We start from the raw sequence: 22264 nt of genomic DNA on the forward strand, positions 1-22264 counted from the left end.
CGTGCTCGACGAAAACTCCAACGACTCCAACGACTCCAACAACACCGCCTCCACAGCGGACACCGCGGCACATGCCGCCGCCCGGCCCGCGCCGCGGGTGCGCAAACGGCTCCTTCCGACGCTGGGGGATGCCCGGAACAGCATCCGTGACACCCTGCGCGACGCCGGCCTGGCCCCGGGCGGAGACCATCCGCCGCTGATCCTGGTGGCCTGCAGCGGCGGGCCCGACTCCCTTGCCCTGGCGCTGGCCGCCTCGTTCTTCTCCCGGCGGGGGGACTACCGGGTGGGCGCCGTCGTCGTTGATCACTCCCTGCAGCCCGGCAGTGCAGACGTGGCCGCCTCTGCGCGGGGCAAGCTGGAAGGGATGGGCCTGGAACCCGTCCTCGTGCGGAAGGTGGAAGTGCCGGCCTCCGGCATGGGGCCCGAAGCGGCGGCACGCACGGTCCGTTATGCCGCCCTGGACGCCGCAGTGGAGGAACTGGACGCCGACGCCGTCCTGCTTGGCCATACCCTTGACGACCAGGCCGAGCAGGTGCTGCTGGGCCTGATGCGCGGTTCCGGCACCCGGTCCCTGGCCGGCATGCCCGCTGTGCGGGGAAAATACCTGCGGCCCTTCCTGGGCCTGCGCCGCGAACAGACGGTCGAGATCTGCGAGCATGCCGGGCTGGACCCCTGGCACGATCCCAGCAACCGGGATCCCGCGTACGCCCGGTCCCGGGTCCGTACCGAAGTGCTGCCGTTCCTGGAAGAAAAGCTGGGCCCCGGCATCGCCGAAGCCCTGTTCCGTTCCTCACGTATCCTCTCCGCCGACGCCGACTATCTGGACGCCGTCGCGGCGCAGGCCTTTGCGGAGCTGCGCGTCGCCGGTCCGGCCGGTGACGTCCCGGATTCCGGGGAGCTGCTCCTGCCCGAAGAGCAGCTGCGGAACCTTGCCCCCGCCGTCCGCCAGCGCGTATTGGCCCTCGCCGCGCTCGAACTCGGCGGTGCCCAGCCGAGCTACGAGCGCCTCGCGGCGGTCCAGTCGCTGCTGCGGCGAACCGGGTCGGCGGGACCCGTCCAGCTGGTGGGGAAAGTCAGTGTCTACCGCCAGCCGCGCGCTAAAACGGTTCACCACGGCGGCTCAAGCTATGGCAATCTTGTGTTTAGGAAAAAGAGCAGCACCTAACATCCAAAGCTGCAACACCTCGCACCCGGGAGTCATTCGTGGATTCACACGACGTCCAGTCAGATCTCAAGCACGTTCTCTACACCAAGGAACAGATCCAAACCCGGATCAATGAACTGGCGGCCGAAATTGACCGCGACTACGCCGGCCGCGACGTCCTGCTGGTTGGCGTGCTCAAGGGAGCCGTGATGGTTATGGCTGACCTCTCCCGCGCCCTGCACAGCCACGTCACCATGGACTGGATGGCAGTGTCCTCCTACGGCTCCGGCACGCAGTCCTCCGGCGTCGTGCGCATCCTCAAGGACCTTGAGACGGACCTGCTCGGCAAGCACGTGCTGATTGTCGAGGACATTATCGACTCCGGCCTCACGCTCTCCTGGCTGCGCACCAACCTGGAATCCCGCGGACCGGCCAGCGTGGAAATCTGCACCCTGCTGCGCAAGCCGGAGGCAGCCAAGGTGGAAATCGACGTTAAGTATGTCGGTTATGAAATCCCCAACGAGTTCGTGGTCGGTTTCGGCCTGGACTTTGCAGAGCGGTACCGCAACCTGGACTTCATCGGCACCCTCGCGCCGCACGTTTACGAATAACGGTTTCCGGCCCCGTTCCTCCCCGTCCCTGACAAGGGACCGTCACGGATGCAACGCTCTACGCCCTGAGGGAACTAATCCCTTCCCCTGACCGTGTTCTTCTGAGGGACGGTGTATAGCTAGTAGGTAAATTCCGCGCATACCAGCGTTGTTGACCAGGAGGGACGGGGCATTAGCCCTGACGACGAATGAAATCCAAGAACTTCTTCAAGGGGCCGGTCATTTGGATCGCGCTGGCATTGGCCGCTCTTTTGATCCTTGTGCCGAGCCTTACTGCCACCAGGGCCACGCAAGTGGACACCAAGGAAGGCATAGAGCTTCTCGACCAGGACAAAGTCTCGCAGGCGAAGATCTATGACGGCGAGCAGCGGGTCGACCTGACATTGAATGACAGCGGCGTTGATGACAAGGGCGTCACTGACGTCCAGTTCTACTTCAGCACTGCGCGCGGCGAGGAAATAGTCCAGGCGGTCAACGATTCCGGGGCAAACTACACGGACCAGCCGGTGCAGACCAACTGGTTCACCAGCTTCCTCGGATTGTTCCTGCCGTTCATCATCATCGGCCTGATTTTCTGGTTCCTGATGTCCCGCATGCAGGGCGGCGGCTCCCAGGTCATGAAGTTCGGCAAGTCCAAGGCCAAGCTGACCAACAAGGACATGCCCCAGGTAACCTTCGACGACGTCGCGGGCGCCGACGAAGCCGTCGAGGAACTCCACGAGATCAAGGAATTCCTGCAGGATCCGGGCAAGTTCCAGGCCGTGGGCGCAAAGATCCCCAAGGGTGTGCTGCTTTACGGCCCTCCCGGCACCGGCAAGACCCTGCTGGCCCGCGCCGTCGCCGGCGAGGCCGGTGTGCCGTTCTACTCGATCTCCGGCTCGGACTTCGTTGAAATGTTCGTAGGCGTGGGTGCCTCCCGCGTCCGCGACCTCTTCGAGCAGGCCAAGTCCAACGCCCCTGCCATCATCTTCGTGGACGAGATCGACGCCGTCGGCCGCCACCGCGGCGCCGGCGTGGGCGGCGGAAACGACGAACGCGAGCAGACGCTGAACCAGCTGCTGGTGGAAATGGACGGTTTTGACGGCAACACCAACGTCATCCTGATCGCTGCCACCAACCGGCCCGACGTCCTGGACCCGGCACTGCTGCGTCCGGGCCGCTTCGACCGCCAGATCGGCGTCGAGGCACCCGACATGCAGGGCCGCCTGCACATCCTGCAGGTCCATGCCAAGGGCAAGCCGATGGCTCCCGGCGTGGATCTCGAAACCGTTGCCCGCAAGACGCCGGGCTTCACCGGTGCGGACCTGGCCAACGTGCTCAACGAAGCGGCGCTGCTGACCGCCCGCTCCAACGCAGACCTCATTGACGACCGCGCACTGGATGAGGCCATCGACCGCGTGATCGCCGGCCCGCAGAAGCGCAGCCGCGTGATGAAGGAACTGGAACGCAAGATCACCGCCTACCACGAAGGCGGACACGCCTTGGTGGCTGCGGCACTGCGGAACACGGACCCGGTCACCAAGGTGACCATCCTGCCGCGCGGCCGGGCACTCGGCTACACCATGGTCCTGCCGCAGGACGACAAGTACTCGATCACACGCAACGAGCTCCTGGACCAGCTCGCCTACGCAATGGGCGGCCGCGTCGCCGAAGAGATCGTCTTCCACGATCCCTCCACCGGGGCCTCCAACGACATCGAAAAGGCCACGTCCACGGCCCGGAAGATGGTCACCCAGTACGGCATGAGCGAGCGGATCGGGTCGGTCAAGCTCGGCTCCGGCGGCGGAGAGCCGTTCCTGGGCCGGGACATGGGCCAGGAACGCAACTACTCCGACCAGGTGGCCTATGTGGTTGACGAGGAGGTTCGGCGCCTGCTGGACAACGCGCATGACGAGGCGTACCAGATCCTCACCGAGAACCGCGACGTCCTCGACCGGCTCGCGTTGGAGCTGCTGGAGCGGGAAACCCTGAACCAGGCGGAGATCGCCGAGGTCTTCTCCGATGTGCGCAAGCGCGATGTCCGCGAGGTCTGGCTGTCCAAGCCCACTCGCCCCGTCCACAGCATGCCGCCGGTGGTCTCGCAGAAGGAACGGCGCCAGGCCAAGGAAATCGGTGCCCCGGATCCGGCCTCGGTTGCTCCGCAGGACCAGATTGCCGACGCCGACCTGCCGCAGGACTTCGATGTGTCCAGCAATGGCCTGCCCAAGGGCAGCGGGAACGGCAGCCATCCCGGCCGGAGCGGAAGCAACGGCAGCACGCCCCCCGAGGCGTAGGTCCGGGCGGCCCTGCGGGGCCGCCCGGCATAGCCGGGGAACGAAGTACCGGCGCGATAGGATCGACCAGTGACGGATTTCGATGATGAACTACTGACCGCCGAAGCGGCAGCGGATTCCCCGGTGGATCAGCCAAGGATTGAACGGGCGGTCCGGGAAATCCTCCTCGCGATCGGGGAGGACCCGGACCGCGACGGTTTAAGGGAAACCCCCAGCCGGGTGGCCAAGTCCTATACAGAGATCTTCAGCGGCCTGCACCAGAGCCCCTCGGACCTGCTGGCAACCACTTTTGACCTGGACCACGAAGAAATGGTCCTGGTCAAGGACATTCCCTTTTATTCCACCTGCGAGCACCATCTGGTGCCGTTCCACGGCACCGCGCACATCGGCTACATCCCCTCCCATGAGGGCAAGGTGACCGGCCTGTCGAAGCTCGCCCGGCTGGTAGACATCTACGCCCGGCGGCCCCAGGTCCAGGAGCGGTTGACCACCCAGATCGTGGACGCACTGATGACCAATCTTTCCCCCCGCGGTGCCATAGTGGTTATTGAATGCGAGCACCTGTGCATGTCGATGCGCGGGGTGCGCAAGCCAGGCGCCAAGACCGTGACCTCGGCGGTGCGCGGCCAACTGCGCGAGACCGCAACCCGGGCCGAAGCAATGAGCCTGATACTAGGACGATAGGACCACCATGGATTCACTCGCTGCCGCACCCGGCACAGGACCGGCAACCTCCCCGTTGCCCGTACTGCGGCCCGCCCGCAAGGCGCGCAGGCTTTCCGACCTTCCCACTGACCGCACCCTGGTTATGGGTGTCCTCAACGTCACGCCGGATTCCTTCAGCGACGGTGGGCAATTCGCCGATACCGACGCGGCAATCCGTGCGGGGCTGAAGATGCACTACGAAGGCGCCGACATCATCGACGTCGGCGGTGAATCCACCCGGCCGGACTCCGTCCGCGTCTCCCCGGAAGCGGAGCAGGAGCGGGTCCTGCCCGTGGTCGAGGCCCTGGTCCGTACAGGAGCCCTCGTCAGCATCGACACCATGAATGCGGCCACGGCGGAAAAGGCGATTGAGGCCGGCGCCGCGATCATCAATGACGTGTCCGGCACCGAAACCGATCCCGGGATGCCCGGGCTTGTTGCCCGTACGGGGGTCTCGTACATCCTTATGCACAGCCGCGGCAACGTCCGCAGCAATGACCCCAACGCCAGCTACGCCGATGTGGTCGAAGAGGTGGCAGCGGAAATGCTGAAGGTCCGTGACCGGTTCTACGCCGCCGGTGCGGCCCCCGAACAGATCATCCTCGACCCCGGACTGGGCTTCTCCAAGGACGGCGAACACAACTGGCAGCTGCTGCGCGGAATCGACCGTCTCAACGCCTTGGGCCACCGCGTCCTTATCGGTGCATCCCGCAAGCGTTTCCTTGGCTCGCTGCTCACCAGCTACGGGAAGGCGGCCCAGCCGCTGGAACGCGACAACGCTACGGTCGCGGTGACTGCGCTGGCGGCGTCCGCCGGCGTCTGGGCCGTGCGCGTGCACAACGTGCCGGCCAGCCTTGATGCCGTAAAAGTCGCCGCGGCATGGAAAGCGTAGCCGGATGCTGAGCACCGGAGGTTCCGGAACGGCCCCCGGAACACGGGACCGGATCACGCTGAGCGGCATCACTGCCACCGGTTTCCACGGTGTCTTCCCCCACGAGCGGCGGGACGGCCAGCCCTTCGCTGTGGATCTGGTCCTGTTTACCGATCTGCGGCCGGCAGCGGCCACGGATGACCTGACCCTGACGGCGCATTACGGCGAGGTTGCCGAACGCGTAGTGCAGATCATCACCGGGGAACCGCTGAACCTGATCGAGGCGCTGGCGGGCCGGATTGCGGACGCCGTCCTGGCTTCCTTCTCCGTCCTTGCCGCAGTTGAGGTCACGGTGCATAAGCCGAAGGCGCCGATCACGGTGGAATTCGGCGACGTCGCGGTGACCATCCACCGGGAGCGCGCATGACTGCCGTCCATTGCGTCCTTGCCCTTGGAAGCAACCTCGGCGAAAGCCGGGACACCCTCTCCACGGCGGTAGCGGACCTGGCCGACCATCCGCAGGTACGGCTGAGCGCTGTATCCCCCGTGGTCCGTACACGTCCGGTCGGCGGCCCTGAACAGCCCGACTACCTCAACCTCGTGGTGGCGATCGAAACCGAACTCGAACCGCACGCCCTGCTCGCGCACTGCCAGGCCGTCGAGGCACGCCACCACCGCGAACGCATTGTCCGCTGGGGCCCGCGGACCCTCGACGTCGACATCATCACGTACGGGGACCTGCGACTGGACGAGGAGGACCTCACCATTCCGCACCCCCGTGCCGCCGTGAGGGCCTTTGTCCTGCAGCCCTGGGCCTGGATGGAACCCGACGCCCGGCTGGACTCGGTGCCCGTGGCCGAGCTGGCCGCCCGTGCCGAGGACCTCCCCGGACTCGAAGTCTTCGAAGGAGAATGAGCCCGTGAGCAGCATCCAGTATCGGTGGCTGGCCGTCATCGGCTTCGCTGCCGGCGTTGTGGGCTGGACGGCGAACTACTTCCTGTCGGAAAACGGCTATCCCGCACCCGTGCTGAGCTCGGTGGCGCTGGTGGCCATCATCCTGGTGACCGGCGCCACCCTCTTCCTCGGGCTGCGGGTGCGCAGTTGGCGCAACGGCCGGCGGGACCGGGAGCTTGACCCCATTGCCGCCGCCCGCACGGTTGTCCTGGCGCAGGCACTCGCCTACGCCGGTGCCCTGCTGCTCGGCTGGCATGCCGCGATCTTCCTCACCCAGCTGCCCCTGTGGTCGCTGCGGCCGGGTCACGCCGGCACCTGGTCCTCCCTCGCCGTCAGCGTAGGCGGGATCCTGATGATTGCCACGGGGCTTACCGTCGAGCGGTTCTGTAAGCTGCCCCCTGTGGACAAGGACGGCACCGGGTCCGAGCCCGGCCCAGGAGGCGGCTCCGGAGATGGAGCGGGGGATGGAGGAGAATATGCCTAGCGAGGCAATCGACCCCGCAGCAGTGCAGTGGCAGCGCGTCTCACCGAAGTACCTGCGGCTGAGGCTGCTGAGCTGGGGCATTGAAACCGTAATCACGCTGGTGGTGACCGGCCTTCCGCTGGTGCTGCGCCTCACCGGAATCTGGCCCGGATACCCGGCGTGGCTGGCGTGGGGGCTGCCCATCTTCTTTGCCGTAACCCTGCTGTGGCGCGGGATCCTGCTTCCCCGCCAGGTCCGTGCCCTCGGTTACGCCGAACGCAACGAGGACCTGCTGCTTCGACGGGGCATCTTCTTCCAGCGCACCCTGGTGGTTCCCTATGGCCGGATGCAGTACGTGGACGTGGCAGTGGGACCCCTGGAACGGGCCTTCGGGCTGTGCACGCTGAAACTCCATACCGCCGCCCCGGGCACCAACGCCGGCATTGCCGGACTGCCTGCTGACGAGGGTGCCCGCCTGCGGGAGCATTTGTCCGCCCGCGGCGAAGCGCAGCTGGCCGGGCTGTGACCGCCGGCGCCGCCCGGGGGCCGGGCAAGGACCCCGAAACCGCCGGCATCGATTCGGTTATCGAGACGGAACCCGAGTGGAAAAGGGTGCACCCGGTTTCCCCGCTGGTCCGCGGCTGGATAGCCTTGGCCGCCCTCGCCTATTTCGTGGGCAGGGACCAGGTTGAGTCGTGGTTTACCGACGGCCGCATGGACCTGCCCGCCGGTACGGCACTGTTCTGGACGGTACTGGCCCTGGGGATCGCCCTGGTGGTGATCGCCGGCTCTTTCTTCCTCTCCTGGTGGGTTACCCGCTACCAGCTGACCCATGACCACATCCGCGTGCGTTCGGGTGTGGTGGTGCGCCGCCAACGCCAGGCACGGCTGGACCGGGTGCAGGCCATCGACATCGTCCAGCCCCTGCTCGCACGGATCTTCGGGCTGGCCGAACTGCGCTTTGAGGTAGCCGACGCCGGTGAGTCGGCAGTGCGCCTGGCTTTCCTTCGGCTGCCGGATGCACAGCAGCTGCGGGCTCGGATCCTCGAGGATGCCTCCGGCCTCGACGAAAAACAGTCCGACGGCGGCAACGGTGCCGGCGAGGCAACAGTGCCTGGAGAACGGCAGGTGCTGGCACTGTCGGCCGGACGCGTGATTGCCTCCGTCCTGCTGTCCGGGACCACCGTCTTCCTGATCCTGGCCGTTGCGGGAGTAATTGTCCTGACGGCGCTCACGGGCGAGGCCGCCTCCATTGCGGCCATGGTCCCGATCATTTTCGGTTTCGGCAGTGCGTACTGGGGCCTGTTCAGTTCCGGCTTCAACTTCCGTGCCTCCGTGTCACGGGAAGGTATCCGCATCCGCTCCGGACTGCTGGACACCCGCACGCAGACGGTACCGCCGGGCCGGATCCAGGCCCTGGCCGTGCGGCAGCCGCCGCTGTGGCGGATCACCGGCTGGTATTCGATCTCCGTGAACGTTGCAGGGTACGGAGTCGGCGCCGACAGTGAATCCTCCGCGCGCACCCGGCTGCTGCCCGCGGGTACCCCGGAAGAGGTCCTGCAGATGCTGGCCCTGGTTGTCCCGGATCCCGGTACCGAGGATCCGGTGGGAGTGTTCACCGCAGGGATGAACGGGACCGGCCCGGCAGCGGGCTTCACCGTCTCACCGCGGCGTGCCCGCTGGCTGTCCCCGCTTTCCCGGCGCCGGAACGGCTACCTCGTCACGGAGACGGCGATCCTGTCCCGGCACGGATTCCTGTGGCGGTCGCTTCAGGTGGTTCCGCACAGCAGGACCCAGTCCCTTGCCCTGGAGCAGGGCCCGGTGGCCCGCCGCCTGCGCCTGGCAGACCTGGTCCTGCACTCCACACCCGGCCCGGTTTCCCCTCGAGTGGTGGAAATCGATGCGGACACCGCCCGGCAGCTGCTCCACGAGCAGGCGCTGCGCGCCCGGACCGCCCGCCGCCGGGACCTCCCGGAACAGTGGCTGCGCGGAACCGGTCCGTCCCTGGCGAAGTCCGCGCCTGCCGCTCCGGCCCCGGTACCGACCGCCCCGCCCAGCTCTGCCAATCCGCCGTCCACCCCTGCCAACCCGCCGCCCACCCCGGTGATGCCGCTACCCGTCTCCAAGGAGGAGCCTCCCCATGAACACCGCTGATTCAGCCAGCGTCGAAGAACGCCGGCGCCGCGGCCGGCTGGGAGTCGGCGTCATCGGTGCCGGCCGGGTCGGTGCCGTCCTCGGTGCTGCCCTGCGCGCGGCCGAGCACGCCGTCGTCGGGGTTTCCGCGGTGTCCGACGCCAGCCGCGAACGGGCGGAAAACCTGCTTCCCGGAGTGCCGATCCTTGAGATTCCGGACATCGTGGAACGCTCCGAACTCGTCCTGCTCGCCGTTCCGGACGATGCCCTGGGCCCGCTGGTCTCCGGACTGGCGAAAACCGGCGCCTGGCAGGCGGGACAGTTGGTAGCCCACACCTCCGGGCGGTTCGGCACGGAAATCCTTGCCCCGGCGCGGGCAGCGGGCGCCATTCCCCTGGCACTGCACCCGGCCATGACCTTCACCGGGATGAGCCTGGACCTGACCCGTCTGGCGGACTGTTCCTTCGGCATCAGCGCCCCCGCCGCCGTCCTGCCGATCGCCCAGGCACTCGTGGTGGAGATGGGTGCCGAACCGGTGGTCATCGACGAAGCGGACCGCGTGCTCTACCACGCGGCCCTCGCCCATGCCTCCAACCACCTGGTCACCCTGGCCTCTCAGTCCACAGAGCTGCTGGCAGGCCTCGGCGTCGAACATCCGGACCGGCTCCTGGGGCCGCTCATGCGCGCGTCGCTGGAAAACGCGCTGGCCTCCGGCGAGGGTGCCCTCACCGGCCCGGTGGCCCGGGGCGACGTCGGCACCGTATCCGCACATACCCGCGCCCTTGCCCAGGCAGGCGCGGAGGACCTCCGCGCCGCCTACGCCGCACTCTCCGCCGCGACGGCCTCCCGGGCCGTTGACCGCGGACTGCTCACCCCCCGGCAGGGTGAAGCCATCCTGGCCGCCCTCCGGGACCCGCAGGAACCCTGAACATCCGAACGAACCCCCATAGAAGGACAGCGTTGAACACCCCCCGCCTCGTCACCACCGCCGCCGAACTGCGCTCCGCCACGGAGGAGCTGCTCCAAAAAGCGGCCGCAGCCAACCCCGCCCGCCTTCCCTCCCTCGCGCTGGTTCCCACTATGGGTGCCCTGCACGAAGGGCACGCCTCCCTGATGGGTGCCGCGCGGGCGGACAACGACGTCGTCACCGCCTCGGTGTTCGTCAATCCCCTGCAGTTCGACGACCCGGCCGACCTCGAGCGGTACCCCCGCACCCTCGATGCGGACCTCGAGCTCCTGGGCCGCGCCGGAGTGGACCTGGTCTTCGCCCCGTCCGAGGCCGAAATGTACCCCGGCGGAGCGCCGCTGGTCCGCGTGAGCGCCGGCACCATGGGCACCCGCTGGGAAGGTGCCGTCCGGCCGGGACACTTCGACGGCGTGCTGACCGTGGTCGCCAAGCTTTTCCACCTGGCTGCTCCGCCGGTACCGGCGCGCTTCCGGGCCTACTTCGGGCAGAAGGACGCCCAGCAGGTGGCCCTGATCCGGCGTATGGTCGCGGACCTCAACTTCGACGTGGAGATCACCGGTGTGCCGATTGTCCGGGCGGCCGACGGACTCGCCGAATCCAGCCGGAACCGCTTCCTCGACGCCGGCCAGCGGCAGGCGGCACTGGTGCTGTCCCGGGCGTTGAACCTGCTGAAGGAACGCGCTGCGGCGGGCCGGCCCCTGGACCTGCCCGACGCCGTCGAACTCGTTTCGTCGCAGCCCGGAGTGGAACTGGACTACTTCGAGGTGGTGGACCCGCAGACCCTTGAACCGCTCACGGATACTTCCGGCGCACCGCTGGCCGGAACCGCGCTGGCACTGCTGGCCGCACGGGTCGGTCCGGTCCGCCTGATCGACAACACCCTGCTGCCGTAGCAAAAGTACCTGCGCTCCGTGCGTACCCGGTGCGGGTGCACGGAGCGCAGGAACCGGGAGCGGTGCTTTGCTCTGTAAACTTAATAACCGTGACCACATCTAACCCCGTTCCCGAAGCCGCAGACACCTCCGAACAGATGCGCATCCGTGCCGAGAAGCGCGCGCGGCTCATCGACCGGGGGGATGAGGCCTACCCGGTAGGGGTGGAACGCACCGCCTCGCTCAAGGAAGTACGCGAAAAGTTCGGCCACCTCGAGGCCGACGAAGCCAGCGGCGAGACCGTGGGCGTCACCGGCCGCGTGGTGTTCATCCGCAACACCGGAAAGCTCTGCTTCGCCACCCTGCAGGAAGGCAACGGAACCCGGCTGCAGGCCATGCTCAGCCTGGCCGTCGTCGGAGAGGAATCCCTGGCGGACTGGAAGTCGCTGGTGGACCTGGGCGACATCGTCTTTATCCGCGGAGAGGTGATTTCCTCCCGCCGCGGGGAACTCTCGGTGATGGCGCAGTCCTGGTCGATGGCCTCCAAGGCGCTGCGCCCGCTGCCGGTGCTGCACGCCGGACTGAGCGAGGAAACCCGCGTCCGCCAGCGCTATGTGGACCTGATGGTCCGCGATGAAGCGCGGGACATGGTCTACAAGCGCGCGGCGGTTATCCGCGGAGTCCGCGACACCCTGCACGGACACGGCTATGTGGAGGTGGAAACCCCCATGCTCCAGCTGGTGCACGGCGGTGCCGCTGCCCGGCCGTTCGAGACGCACCTGAACGCTTTCGACCAGAAGATGACCCTGCGCATCGCCACGGAGCTGTACCTCAAGCGTGCAGTGGTCGGCGGGATCGAGCGGGTGTTCGAAATCGGCCGCATTTTCCGCAACGAGGGCGTGGACTCCACGCATTCCCCCGAATTCACCACGCTGGAATGCTACGAGGCCTACGCGGACCAGTTCGTGATGGCCGAGCGGATGAAGGAAATCATCCTGCACTGTGCGGACCTCATGGGCAGCCGGCAGATCGAAACGGCGGCCGGCACCATTGACCTGGACGGCGAGTGGCGCTGGCTGAGTGTGTACCCCGGCCTGTCCGAAGCGGTGGGCACACAGATCACCCCGGACACCGACGCAGCCGTGCTCCGCGATATTGCGGAAAAGCACGGCGTGAAGGTGGATCCGAAGTGGGACGCGGAAAAGCTGGTTATCGAACTATTCGGCGAAATTGTGGAGCCGACGCTGCTGCAGCCGACCTTCGTGTACGACTACCCGCCGTCCGCGCAGCCGCTCGCCCGTCCTAACCGCGAGGACCCCCGCCTGATCGAAGCCTGGGACCTCATCATCGGCGGCATGGAACGCGGCACGGCTTTCTCGGAATTGATTGACCCGGTTATCCAGCGTGAACGCCTCACCGAGCAGTCCCTGCTGGCGGCCGGCGGCGATGACGAGGCCATGGCCCTGGACGAGGACTTCCTTCGGGCATTGGAATATGGTGCCCCTCCCATGGGCGGCATCGGTCTGGGAATTGACCGCCTTGTGATGCTTTTCACGAATACAGGAATCAGGGAAACAATTCTGTTTCCCCTCCTTAAGCCGGAAATGGGTTAGCCATGGAATATGTAGAAGTCCTCCTGCCGTCAATTTGTGTTGCAGCTCTCTTTTATTTCGTGATGAGGGCCCTGCTTAACTCGGACCGGTCGGAGCGGCAGGCCCTTGCCGAGGCAGAACGGGAAGCTGACCAGAGTGTAGACCATGAAGCTTTGAAAAAACCGAGTGAAGAAGAGAATAAATAGCCAAGTACTTTGACGGGGCTTTACCAATTGCGTCATACTCTAAGTGGTCTCATAATTAGTCTTCCCATTTTTAGCTGCTTAGGAGCCTGTCATGGCGCAAAAGGTAAAAATCATTCTCGTGGATGACGTCGACGGCGGAAGTGCGGATGAGACCGTACGGTTTGCCTTGGACGGGTCACAGTACGAGATTGATCTGTCGAAAGACAATGCGAAAACTCTCCGCGATGCACTGAAGCCCTATGTGGATGCCGGCCGCAAGGTCGGAGGCCGCACCGGACGTCCGCGCGGCACCGGCTCGGCCCGCAGCAACGAAGCGGCACAGATCCGCGAATGGGCCCGCAAGAACGGCTACACGGTTTCCGAGCGCGGCCGCGTGAACAGCGAGATCATCGACGCCTACCGGGCCGCGCAGTCCTAGGCATACCGCCTAGGTCTCACGCCCATGGCGAACAAGCTCCTTAAGCACCCCTGGGGCACGTAGCATCGAATTACGCGTTAGCTAGGAGTGTGCCTCATGTTTGAAAGATTTACCGACCGTGCCCGTCGCGTTGTCGTGCTTGCCCAAGAAGAGGCCCGCATGCTCAACCACAACTACATCGGCACCGAGCATATTCTGCTTGGGCTCATTCATGAGGGTGAAGGTGTCGCTGCTAAGGCCCTTGAATCCCTGGGCATCTCGCTTGGTGCTGTCCGCGAGCAGGTGCAGGAGATTATCGGTCAGGGCCAGCAGGCCCCGACCGGCCACATCCCCTTCACCCCCCGCGCCAAGAAGGTGCTGGAGCTTTCGCTCCGTGAAGCCCTGCAGCTCGGCCATAACTACATCGGCACCGAACACATCCTGCTCGGCCTGATCCGTGAAGGTGAAGGCGTAGCCGCGCAGGTGCTGGTCAAGCTCGGTGCTGACCTGAACCGTGTCCGCCAGCAGGTCATCCAGCTGCTTTCCGGCTACCAGGGCAAGGAGCCCGTCTCCACCGGTGGCCAGCAGCAGGAAGGCCAGCCCGCCGGATCCGTGGTGCTGGACCAGTTCGGCCGCAACCTCACACAGGCCGCGCGTGAATCCAAGCTCGACCCGGTTATCGGGCGCGAGCATGAAATGGAACGCGTGATGCAGGTGCTGTCACGCAGGACCAAGAACAACCCTGTCCTGATCGGCGAGCCCGGCGTCGGCAAGACCGCCGTCGTAGAGGGACTGGCCCAGGCGATCGTGCGCGGCGACGTGCCCGAGACCCTGAAGGACAAGCAGCTTTACACCTTGGACCTCGGTTCGCTGGTTGCCGGTTCCCGCTACCGCGGCGACTTTGAGGAACGCCTGAAGAAGGTCCTCAAGGAAATCCGCACCCGCGGCGACATCATCCTGTTCATCGACGAGATCCACACCCTTGTGGGTGCGGGTGCCGCCGAAGGCGCCATTGACGCCGCCTCGATCCTGAAGCCGATGCTGGCCCGGGGCGAGCTGCAGACCATTGGTGCCACCACGCTGGACGAGTACCGCAAGCACATCGAGAAGGACGCCGCGCTGGAGCGCCGCTTCCAGCCGATCCAGGTTGCCGAGCCCTCGGTGGCACACGCCATCGAGATCCTCAAGGGCCTGCGTGACCGCTACGAAGCGCACCACCGCGTTTCCATCACCGATGCCGCACTTGCCTCAGCAGCAACGCTGGCGGAGCGGTACATCAGTGACCGGTTCCTGCCGGACAAGGCAATCGACCTGATCGACGAGGCCGGCGCCCGCCTGCGGATCCGCCGGATGACGGCTCCGCCGGAGCTGAAGGAAATCGACGAGCGGATCTCGGCGCTGAAGATGGAAAAGGAGTCCGCAATCGACTCCCAGGACTTCGAAGGTGCCGCCTCCCTGCGCGACAAGGAGCAGAAGCTCCAGGATCAGCGTGCGGAGAAGGAACGCCAGTGGAAGTCCGGCGGCCTGGATGACATTGCCGAGGTGGATGAGGAACTCATCGCCGAGGTGCTTGCCAACTCCACCGGCATCCCCGTGGTCAAGCTGAACGAGGAAGAGTCCACCCGCCTGCTGCGGATGGAAGACGAACTGCACAAGCGCGTCATCGGCCAGGACCAGGCCATCAAGTCCATCTCGCAGGCCATGCGCCGTACGCGGGCCGGGCTGAAGGACCCCAAGCGTCCGGGCGGCTCGTTCATCTTCGCCGGCCCCACCGGCGTCGGTAAGACCGAGCTTGCCAAGGCCCTTGCGGAGTTCCTGTTCGGTGACGAGGACGCCCTCATCACGCTGGACATGTCCGAGTACGCCGAGAAGCACACGGTCTCGCGCCTGTTTGGTGCTCCTCCCGGATACGTGGGCTACGAAGAAGGCGGGCAGCTGACCGAAAAGGTCCGCCGCCGTCCGTTCTCCGTGGTGCTGTTCGACGAAGTGGAGAAGGCCCACTCGGACCTCTTCAACTCGCTGCTGCAGATCCTCGAAGACGGCCGCCTGACCGACGCCCAGGGCCGGATGGTGGACTTCAAGAACACCATCATCATCATGACGACCAACCTTGGTACCCGGGACATCTCCAAGGGCGTCATGACGGGCTTCCAGTCCGGCACGGACACCAAGACCGGCTATGACCGGATGCGGGCACGGGTGACGGAAGAACTGAAGCAGCACTTCCGCCCCGAGTTCCTCAACCGTGTTGATGACACCGTGGTCTTCCCGCAGCTGACCCAGGACGAGATTGTCCAGATTGTGGACCTGTTCCTGAACCGGCTGAGTGAGCGCCTGGCCGAGAAGGGTATGAGCATCGAGCTCACCCCGGCCGCCAAGGTGCTGCTGGCAACGCGCGGCTACGATCCCGCGATGGGTGCCCGGCCGCTGCGCCGGACCATCCAGCGCGAAATCGAGGACCAGCTGTCCGAGAAGATCCTCTTCGGCGAGCTGAAGCCCGGCGAAGTCATCTCGGTGGATGTCGAGGGCGAAGGCGACGAAGCGAAGTTCACCTTCGTCGGCAGCGGCGTTCCGAAGGCCATTGAGGAAGCTTCCCCGGCAATCGAAGCCGGCGTCAGCGACTAACAGCCGCTCAGTACAACCAATGCACGGGTAAAGGACCCGGCGGGCAGGCAGCCCGCCGGGTCCTTTGGCGTTCGCAGGGCGGCCCTCCGGCGTCGAACGCCGAAACGAAGTTTGGGTGCGGCTGCCCTGACAGTCCTAGACTGGGCCGGTGACTTCCGTATCCGCCATGACCATCCGCCGCGCCCGCACTTCCGATGTTCCCGGCATCCGCGCCCTGGTGGCGCCGCTGGCCGAGGAACGGATCCTGGTGGCCAAGGAGGCTGTTGCCTACTACGAGGCACTGCAGGAATTCCGGGTCGCCGAGGACGCTGACGGGCGGATTGTCGGCTGCGGTGCACTGCACGTGATGTGGGAAGACCTGGCCGAAGTGCGCACCCTGGCCGCGGACCCCGCCCTGCGCGGCAGCGGCATCGGCCATCTCCTGCTGGAACAGCTGCTCGCTGATGCGGTGGAAATCGGTGTGCGGCGGGTATTCTGCCTGACCTTTGAAGTGGAGTTCTTCCAGCGGCACGGATTCGCCGTCATGGCCAACCAATCCGCCGTGGATCCGGAGGTCTATTCCGAGCTGCTGCGTTCCTCCGATGAGGGTGTTGCCGAGTTCCTGGACCTCGCCCGGGTAAAACCGAACACCCTGGGAAACACCCGGATGATCCGCTCGTTCTGATCCGGCAGCCGTCCGGGGCGCGTTCGCAGAGAGAGTAACCGGGAGGGCCGTGCTGGCCTTTTGTCTTCGAAACTGGATAAGCTCAGGATACTTAGCATCATCAACGGTCCCGGGGAACGCAGCAGTAAACGGTTGCGAACCAGCAGCGGTTTCGCGTTTGCACGGGCCACGATCAGAAAGCGGGTTCAGCAATGGGCGCAGATGACAAGATGCAGAACAAGGCCGAAAATCTTGGCGGCAAGGTCAAGGAAGGCGTAGGCAAGGCCACCGGCAACGAGCGCATGGAGGCCGAAGGCCACGGCGACCAGGCCAAGTCGAGCCTGAAGGACGCCGGCGAGAACGTCAAGGACGCTTTCAAGGGCAAGTAAGGCTTTATTCAAAAGCGGGAGGGGGTTCGCCCCTCCCGCTTTTTTGCTGCCCGGGCGGCTTTTCGGACTCTCGAGCGCTGCCGGTGCGGCTGGCACGCGGGCACCCTGTTGCACTGCTTCCGGCGCGGGTAGGGTCGGTGGGGGAGAGGGAGCCTTGGCGTGCTCGCGGGGCTCCTCAGTCCGACCGCTAAGGAGCCCGGCGTCATGAAGAAACTCATCAACAATCCCCGCTCGGTGGTGGCAGAATCACTCGAAGGTTTCGGGTTGGCCCACCACGACCTGGTCCAGATCCATCTGGACCCGGACTACGTCCTCCGGCGCGACGTTCCGGTACAGGGCAAGGTAGGCCTGGTCTCCGGCGGCGGCAGCGGCCATGAGCCGCTGCACAGCGGCTATGTGGGGTCGGGCATGCTCACCGCTGCCGTACCGGGAGCCGTTTTCACGTCGCCCACCCCGGACCAGATCCTGCCGGCCATCGTCAAAAGCGACTCGGGCTCCGGCGTCCTGCTCGTGGTGAAGAACTACACCGGCGACATCCTGAACTTCGAGACGGCTGCCGAACTTGCCGGCGTCGAAGGCATCGACATCCGCACAGTCGTGGTGAACGACGACGTCGCGGTGGAAGACTCGACGTACACGGCAGGAAGGCGCGGTGTGGCCGGGACCGTGCTGCTGGAGCGGATTGCCGGCGGCGCCGCGGAGCGCGGAGATGACCTTGCCAAGGTGGCGGAGATCGCCGAACGCGTAAACGCGAACGTACGGTCCATGGGTGTTGCCCTGGCACCCTGTACGGTGCCGCATGCCGGTGAGCCGAGCTTCACCCTGGCCGAAGACGAAATTGAAATGGGTGTAGGGATCCACGGCGAACCCGGGCGGCACCGGGTGGCCATGACAACGGCGGATTCCATTACGGACCAGTTGATGGAAGCCGTGCTCAGCGACCTCGGGGTGGCGTCCGGGGAGCGGGTGCTGCTCTTCGTGAACGGCATGGGCGGCACTCCGCTGAGCGAGCTGTACATTGTCTACCGCCGGGCGGCCCGGATCCTGGCAGACAGAGGTGCCCGGGTGGAGCGTTCCCTGGTGGGCAATTACATCACCGCCCTGGAAATGCAAGGGGCATCAGTGACCGTCCTGCGGCTGGACGATGAACTTACGGAACTCTGGGACTCGCCGGTGAACACTCCGGCCCTGCGGTGGGGAGTATAGGCATGGAACTGGACGCAGCCTGGGCGGATAAATGGATGCGCCTAAGCGCCGCCGCCCTGAGCGAGAACCGCCAGCGGCTGACCACCCTGGACCGGGAGATCGGCGACGCCGACCACGGCGAGAACATGGAGCGCGGATTCAGCGCGGTGGTGGAGAAACTGGACGCCGACGGCGTGCCGGAGACACCCGGGGCGGTGTTCAAAACAGTCGCCATGACCCTGATGTCGAAGGTGGGCGGCGCCGCAGGACCGCTGTACGGGACCGCATTCCTGCGCGCCTCCACCGCGGCGGGCAGCGCGTCCGCCCTCGGACCGGCCGAGCTGGTGGCCGTCCTGACGGCTGCCCGGGACGGAATTGTCGCCCGCGGCAAGGCCGAACCCGGTGACAAAACCATGATCGATGCCTGGACTCCCGCGGTGGATGCCGCTGTTACGGCCCAGGCGGCGGGTTCAGGTCCGGTGGAGATCCTGACGGCGGCCGCGAACGCGGCCGACGCCGGGCTGGCCGGCACCGAGCCGCTCGTCGCCCGCAAGGGCCGGGCCAGCTACTTGGGGGAGCGCAGTGCGGGGCACCTGGATCCCGGGGCCGCGTCCACGGCATTGATCCTGCAGGCAGCGGTTTCGGCGGCGGAGACGGCAGCGTGAGTGTCGGCCTGGTGGTTGTTTCGCACAGCCGGAAGCTGGCCGAGGGCGTCTGCGAGCTTGCGGCGCAGATGGCCGCGGACGTTCGGATAGTCCCGGCAGGGGGTACCGACGACGACGGCATCGGCACCAGCCTGGAAAAAATCATGGCCGGTATTGCCGCGACCGACTCCGGCGAGGGTGCGGTCCTGCTGACAGACCTCGGATCCGCTGTGATGACGGCGGAATCGGCGCTGGAGTTCCTCGACCCGGAGCAGCAGCAGCGGGTACTCATGGCCAACGCGCCGCTGGTCGAGGGCACAGTGGCCGCAGCCGTAGCGGCACAGACCGGAAGGAATGTTGCCGAGGTTTCGGCTGCCGCGGAGTCCGCGGGAGCGTCCTACACCCCGGACAGTGCAGCCTCCGACGAAGCCGCCGGCGGTCCGCCTGTCTCCGGGGAGCCGCCTGCCTCCGGGGAGCCGGCGCCGGCCGCGGCCGACTCCGCCAGCGGGGCCTGGACGCTGATAAACCCGATGGGCCTGCATGCCCGCCCGGCCTCAGTCCTGGCGCAACTGCTGGCGGACCTGGACGCAGAGATCACCATCAACGGCGTGGACGGCAAATCGGTCATGATGCTTATGACGCTGGGCCTGCGGCCGGGCGAAACGCTCAGCGCCACCGCCACCGGACCCGATGCGGCCCGGGCGGTGGAACTCGTGGCCGAGCAGGTGCGCAACGGGTTCGGAGAAATCTGAGCCCGCCGCCGGTCAAAGCGGCAGCGACACTCCGTAGGCGTTTTCTGCCGCCAGCCGGTCCGCGATCAGGCCGGCCAAAGCGCGCTCCATTTGCTCCTGCGGCGCCTGCAGCCGGTGCAGGGCGCCCAGGGGATCCACGTCGGCCGTCAGCCGCGGGCCGGCCAGGTCCACCGGCGCGTGCAGGAGCAGTTCCCGGCGGACCGGGCCGTCCGCGGAGCGCAGCACCGCCATCATGGCCCCGCGGACCTGCCGGTCCGTTCCGGCCCAGGCCTGGCCCTTGGCCGTGTAATGGGGCTCCGGCCTGCCCGCTGCCACCCAGGCGCAGCGGTCCAAGATCGGACACTCCCCGCATCGAGGGCTGCGGGCGGTGCAGACCAGTGCGCCGAGTTCCATGACAGAGGCATTCCAGGCCACGGAGTCGCTGGTGTCGAGGGGCAGCAGGGAAGCGGCCAGCCGCATCTCGGCAGCGGTAAGGGACGGTGAGGGCAAGGCGTTCCCGGTTACTGCCCGGGCATGCACCCGGCGGATATTGGTGTCCACCACCGTTTCCCGCCGCCCGAAGGCAAACGCAGCCACAGCGGCGGCGGTGTAGTCACCCACTCCCGGCAACCGCAGCAGCTCCGGATAAGTGGACGGCACCTCGCCGCCGAACTCCTCGACAATGGCCTTTGCCGCCGCGTGCAGCCGCAGGGCCCGCCGGGGATAGCCCAGCCGGCCCCAGGCCCGGACGGCTTCCCCGCTGGGCTCCGAAGCCAACCCGGCCGGCGTCGGCCAGCGCTGCAGCCATTCAGTCCAGACGGGCAGCACCCGTACCACCGGCGTCTGCTGGAGCATGATTTCGCTGACCAGAACACCCCAGGGCGTGCGCCCGGCGTCCCGCCAGGGCAACTCGCGGGCATTGCCGGCGAACCACCCGGTAATCCGGCGGTGCAGGTCTTCCACCTGTGAATCCATGCTGCACTCCCTTGCATATGACCAGCAATACTCTACTAACCGGCGTGGTGCGCCTCGTAATCGCTGTCTTGATCCCTAGCCTTGAACCATGGATGGGATGGGAAGACAGCAGCCGGCCGGACCACGCCCCGGTCCGCGCCGTCCGAGCCCCGCCGTCTACCGCCGGCGGCGGCTGGTTGCAGGCATCCTCGCGGTGCTGCTCCTGGTGGGACTCGGGTTCGCGGTTGCCGGCGTGATCGGCGCTTTGACACCGGAAAAACAGCCCGTAGCCGACGCCACCGTCCCCTCTCCGGTCCTTACTGCGCCGGCCGCCACGCCTGCGGCCGAGACGAAAGCGTCGAAGGCTCCGAAACCCGCGGCGACCCCGTCGGAGTCCGCCTGCCCCGCAGAGTCCGTCCTGGTTACTGCTGCCACCGATGCCCAGGTCTACCCGGCCGGTGCCACACCGATCCTGGCGCTGACGGTCACGAACACGGGGAAATCCGCCTGCGAGATCAACGTAGGCACTTCGCAGATGGAGTTTTCGGTAGCCAGCGGCTCGGACCGGATTTTCTCTTCCACTGACTGCCAGGACGGCGGCGAGGACTACCTCAAGACGGTGGAACCGGGCGCATCCGAGACAGCCAACTTCACCTGGGACCGGAACCGGTCGGCTCCGGGCTGCGCTGCCGTGGCTTCCAACCCGAACCCCGGCTACTACGTGTTCACTGCCAGGCTCGGGGAAGTCACCAGCGAAACGGCTGTTTTCGAACTGGAATAGGCCTACATGAACCGGTCGAGGAGGCTGGTCTCCGCGATCCGGGAGAGGCCTTCCCGGACGGTGCGGGCGCGCTGCTCGCCGATGCCGTCGACGGTCATCAGGTCATCGATGTTGGCGGCCATCAGGTTCTGCAGGCCGCCGAAGTGGTCCACCAACCGGTTGGATACCGCGGGGGGAACCGACTTGATATTGCTCAGGAGCCGGTAGCCGCGCGGCTGCACTACGGCTTCGAGCGAATCCTGGCCCGGCTGGAAACCGACCACCGAGGCGATCTTGCCCAGGTCCACCATTTCGGACGAGCTCATGTTCTGCAGCGTGGAGATCTGTTCCTCGATGTTGCGCTTTCCGTCATTCAGGTCCGCGTAGTCGCGCAGGATCATTTCGCTGCCCGGGCCGAGGCCGGTGGTCAGTTCCTCCAACTGGAGGGACAGCAGGCGGCCGTCAACGCCGAGTTCGAGGACGTACTGCGAGATTTCCTCGGAAATGCGGCGGACCATTTCCTGGCGCTGCAGCGTGACCGCTACGTCGCGGACCGTCACCATTGCCTCGATTTCCAAGGCGGACAGGGAATTGGTGACCTGGTCCAGCCGGGCGCGGTAGCGCTCGAGGGTTGCCAGTGCCTGGTTGGCACGCGCCAGTACCGGCTCGGATCCTTCGAGGACGTGGCGGAGTCCGCCGACGTAGAGCTGGATGATCCGCATGGACTGGCTGACCGAAATCACGGGGAAGCCGGTCTGGATGGCCACGCGTTCGGCGGTCCGGTGCCGGGTGCCGGATTCATGCGTTTCGATGGTGTGGTCGGGGACCAGCTGCACCGCCGCGCGCAGGATGTTCCCGGCGTCGCGGTCGCAGACGATCGCGCCGTCCATTTTGGCCAGCTCCCGCAGCCTGGTGGGGGAGAAGTCGATGCCGATATCAAACCCGCCGGAGCAGATGCTGTCCACCGCGCGGTCAAAGCCGAGGACGATCAGGGCGCCGGTGCGGCCCCTCAGGATGCGCTCGAGTCCGTCGCGGAGCTCGGTCCCGGGTGCGACCCGCGCCAGGGTTGCTTTAAGCGCGTCTTCGGGACTGCGGGCCATGGTCACTTCCTTCCGGCCCGGGGGCCTGGATGATCTGGGCTGAGG

The 22264-nt window shown here is 66.4% G+C and carries 23 protein-coding genes; 21 read left to right on the forward strand and 2 right to left on the reverse strand.

Translation table 11 applies throughout. The features are described from left to right. Window position 1: 1 nt before the first annotated feature. The 20 genes from tilS (at window position 2) to dhaM (ending at window position 19426) form a co-directional block, all read left to right on the forward strand. The gene (gene tilS, locus N2L00_RS00440) at window positions 2-1165 is read left to right on the forward strand and encodes a tRNA lysidine(34) synthetase TilS (RefSeq protein ID WP_374676591.1); all 1164 of its coding nucleotides are present in this window, start codon (window positions 2-4) and stop codon (window positions 1163-1165) included. Between the two features lie 38 nt (window positions 1166-1203). Beyond that, window positions 1204-1755 carry a hypoxanthine phosphoribosyltransferase gene (gene hpt, locus N2L00_RS00445; protein WP_255765586.1) on the forward strand — a complete coding sequence of 184 codons (552 nt, stop codon included), beginning with the start codon at window positions 1204-1206 and terminating at the stop codon, window positions 1753-1755. Between the two features lie 188 nt (window positions 1756-1943). Next, entirely contained in the window at window positions 1944-4028 is a 2085-nt protein-coding gene (ftsH, locus tag N2L00_RS00450) for an ATP-dependent zinc metalloprotease FtsH (protein WP_255765587.1), read from the forward strand. 69 nt (window positions 4029-4097) lie between these two features. Then, on the forward strand, window positions 4098-4712 hold the full coding sequence (gene folE / locus N2L00_RS00455; RefSeq protein ID WP_255765588.1) for a GTP cyclohydrolase I FolE: 615 nt from the start codon (window positions 4098-4100) through the stop codon (window positions 4710-4712). 7 nt (window positions 4713-4719) lie between these two features. After that, window positions 4720-5625, forward strand: a complete 906-nt coding sequence (gene folP / locus N2L00_RS00460) for a dihydropteroate synthase (protein WP_255862179.1) — start codon at window positions 4720-4722, stop codon at window positions 5623-5625. Window positions 5626-5629: 4 nt separating this feature from the next. Continuing rightward, window positions 5630-6031: a dihydroneopterin aldolase gene (folB, locus tag N2L00_RS00465; protein WP_255862178.1), complete on the forward strand. Its 402-nt coding sequence runs from the start codon at window positions 5630-5632 to the stop codon at window positions 6029-6031. Beyond that, the gene (gene folK / locus N2L00_RS00470; protein ID WP_255862177.1) at window positions 6028-6519 is read left to right on the forward strand and encodes a 2-amino-4-hydroxy-6-hydroxymethyldihydropteridine diphosphokinase; all 492 of its coding nucleotides are present in this window, start codon (window positions 6028-6030) and stop codon (window positions 6517-6519) included. Before folB ends, folK begins: the two co-directional genes overlap by 4 nt. A 4-nt stretch (window positions 6520-6523) precedes the next feature. Further along, complete coding sequence (locus N2L00_RS00475) at window positions 6524-7042, forward strand: DUF3180 domain-containing protein (protein ID WP_255862176.1); 519 nt, start codon at window positions 6524-6526, stop codon at window positions 7040-7042. Next, window positions 7035-7547 (forward strand): PH domain-containing protein, encoded by a 513-nt coding sequence (locus N2L00_RS00480; RefSeq protein WP_255765593.1) that lies wholly within the window; start codon window positions 7035-7037, stop codon window positions 7545-7547. Before N2L00_RS00475 ends, N2L00_RS00480 begins: the two co-directional genes overlap by 8 nt. Continuing rightward, window positions 7544-9175 carry a PH domain-containing protein gene (locus N2L00_RS00485; RefSeq protein ID WP_255862175.1) on the forward strand — a complete coding sequence of 544 codons (1632 nt, stop codon included), beginning with the start codon at window positions 7544-7546 and terminating at the stop codon, window positions 9173-9175. Before N2L00_RS00480 ends, N2L00_RS00485 begins: the two co-directional genes overlap by 4 nt. Continuing rightward, entirely contained in the window at window positions 9162-10082 is a 921-nt protein-coding gene (locus tag N2L00_RS00490; protein WP_255862174.1) for a Rossmann-like and DUF2520 domain-containing protein, read from the forward strand. The genes N2L00_RS00485 and N2L00_RS00490 overlap by 14 nt, the downstream gene beginning before the upstream one ends. Window positions 10083-10114: 32 nt before the next feature. After that, the gene (gene panC, locus N2L00_RS00495) at window positions 10115-11014 is read left to right on the forward strand and encodes a pantoate--beta-alanine ligase (RefSeq protein WP_255862173.1); all 900 of its coding nucleotides are present in this window, start codon (window positions 10115-10117) and stop codon (window positions 11012-11014) included. A 137-nt stretch (window positions 11015-11151) separates the two neighbouring features. After that, window positions 11152-12606, forward strand: a complete 1455-nt coding sequence (gene lysS, locus N2L00_RS00500; RefSeq protein ID WP_255765748.1) for a lysine--tRNA ligase — start codon at window positions 11152-11154, stop codon at window positions 12604-12606. A 276-nt stretch (window positions 12607-12882) separates the two neighbouring features. Then, the gene (locus N2L00_RS00510; protein WP_255765597.1) at window positions 12883-13209 is read left to right on the forward strand and encodes an Lsr2 family protein; all 327 of its coding nucleotides are present in this window, start codon (window positions 12883-12885) and stop codon (window positions 13207-13209) included. Between the two features lie 96 nt (window positions 13210-13305). Further along, the gene (locus tag N2L00_RS00515; RefSeq protein ID WP_227920628.1) at window positions 13306-15813 is read left to right on the forward strand and encodes an ATP-dependent Clp protease ATP-binding subunit; all 2508 of its coding nucleotides are present in this window, start codon (window positions 13306-13308) and stop codon (window positions 15811-15813) included. 166 nt (window positions 15814-15979) lie between these two features. Beyond that, window positions 15980-16477, forward strand: a complete 498-nt coding sequence (locus N2L00_RS00520) for an amino-acid N-acetyltransferase (RefSeq protein ID WP_255765749.1) — start codon at window positions 15980-15982, stop codon at window positions 16475-16477. Between the two features lie 191 nt (window positions 16478-16668). Next, entirely contained in the window at window positions 16669-16845 is a 177-nt protein-coding gene (locus N2L00_RS00525; protein WP_227920630.1) for a CsbD family protein, read from the forward strand. A 204-nt stretch (window positions 16846-17049) separates the two neighbouring features. After that, entirely contained in the window at window positions 17050-18051 is a 1002-nt protein-coding gene (gene dhaK, locus N2L00_RS00530) for a dihydroxyacetone kinase subunit DhaK (RefSeq protein WP_255862172.1), read from the forward strand. Window positions 18052-18053: 2 nt separating this feature from the next. Further along, window positions 18054-18695, forward strand: a complete 642-nt coding sequence (gene dhaL / locus N2L00_RS00535) for a dihydroxyacetone kinase subunit DhaL (protein ID WP_255765599.1) — start codon at window positions 18054-18056, stop codon at window positions 18693-18695. Continuing rightward, a complete protein-coding gene (gene dhaM / locus N2L00_RS00540; protein WP_255862171.1) occupies window positions 18692-19426 on the forward strand; it encodes a dihydroxyacetone kinase phosphoryl donor subunit DhaM in 735 nt (244 codons plus the stop codon). The genes dhaL and dhaM overlap by 4 nt, the downstream gene beginning before the upstream one ends. A gap of 12 nt (window positions 19427-19438) precedes the next feature. On the opposite strand, the gene N2L00_RS00545 is transcribed toward dhaM, so the two are convergent. Beyond that, window positions 19439-20380, reverse strand: coding sequence for an A/G-specific adenine glycosylase (locus N2L00_RS00545; RefSeq protein WP_255862170.1), 942 nt, complete (start codon window positions 20378-20380; stop codon window positions 19439-19441). 97 nt (window positions 20381-20477) lie between these two features. On the opposite strand from N2L00_RS00545, the gene N2L00_RS00550 reads away from it, so the two are divergent. After that, window positions 20478-21140, forward strand: coding sequence for a hypothetical protein (locus N2L00_RS00550; RefSeq protein ID WP_255862169.1), 663 nt, complete (start codon window positions 20478-20480; stop codon window positions 21138-21140). Window positions 21141-21142: 2 nt separating this feature from the next. On the opposite strand, the gene disA is transcribed toward N2L00_RS00550, so the two are convergent. After that, on the reverse strand, window positions 21143-22219 hold the full coding sequence (disA, locus tag N2L00_RS00555) for a DNA integrity scanning diadenylate cyclase DisA (protein ID WP_227920642.1): 1077 nt from the start codon (window positions 22217-22219) through the stop codon (window positions 21143-21145). Window positions 22220-22264 lie beyond the last annotated feature (45 nt).

The organism is Arthrobacter sp. zg-Y1171, from assembly GCF_025244845.1.
GTDB lineage: Bacteria > Actinomycetota > Actinomycetes > Actinomycetales > Micrococcaceae > Arthrobacter_B.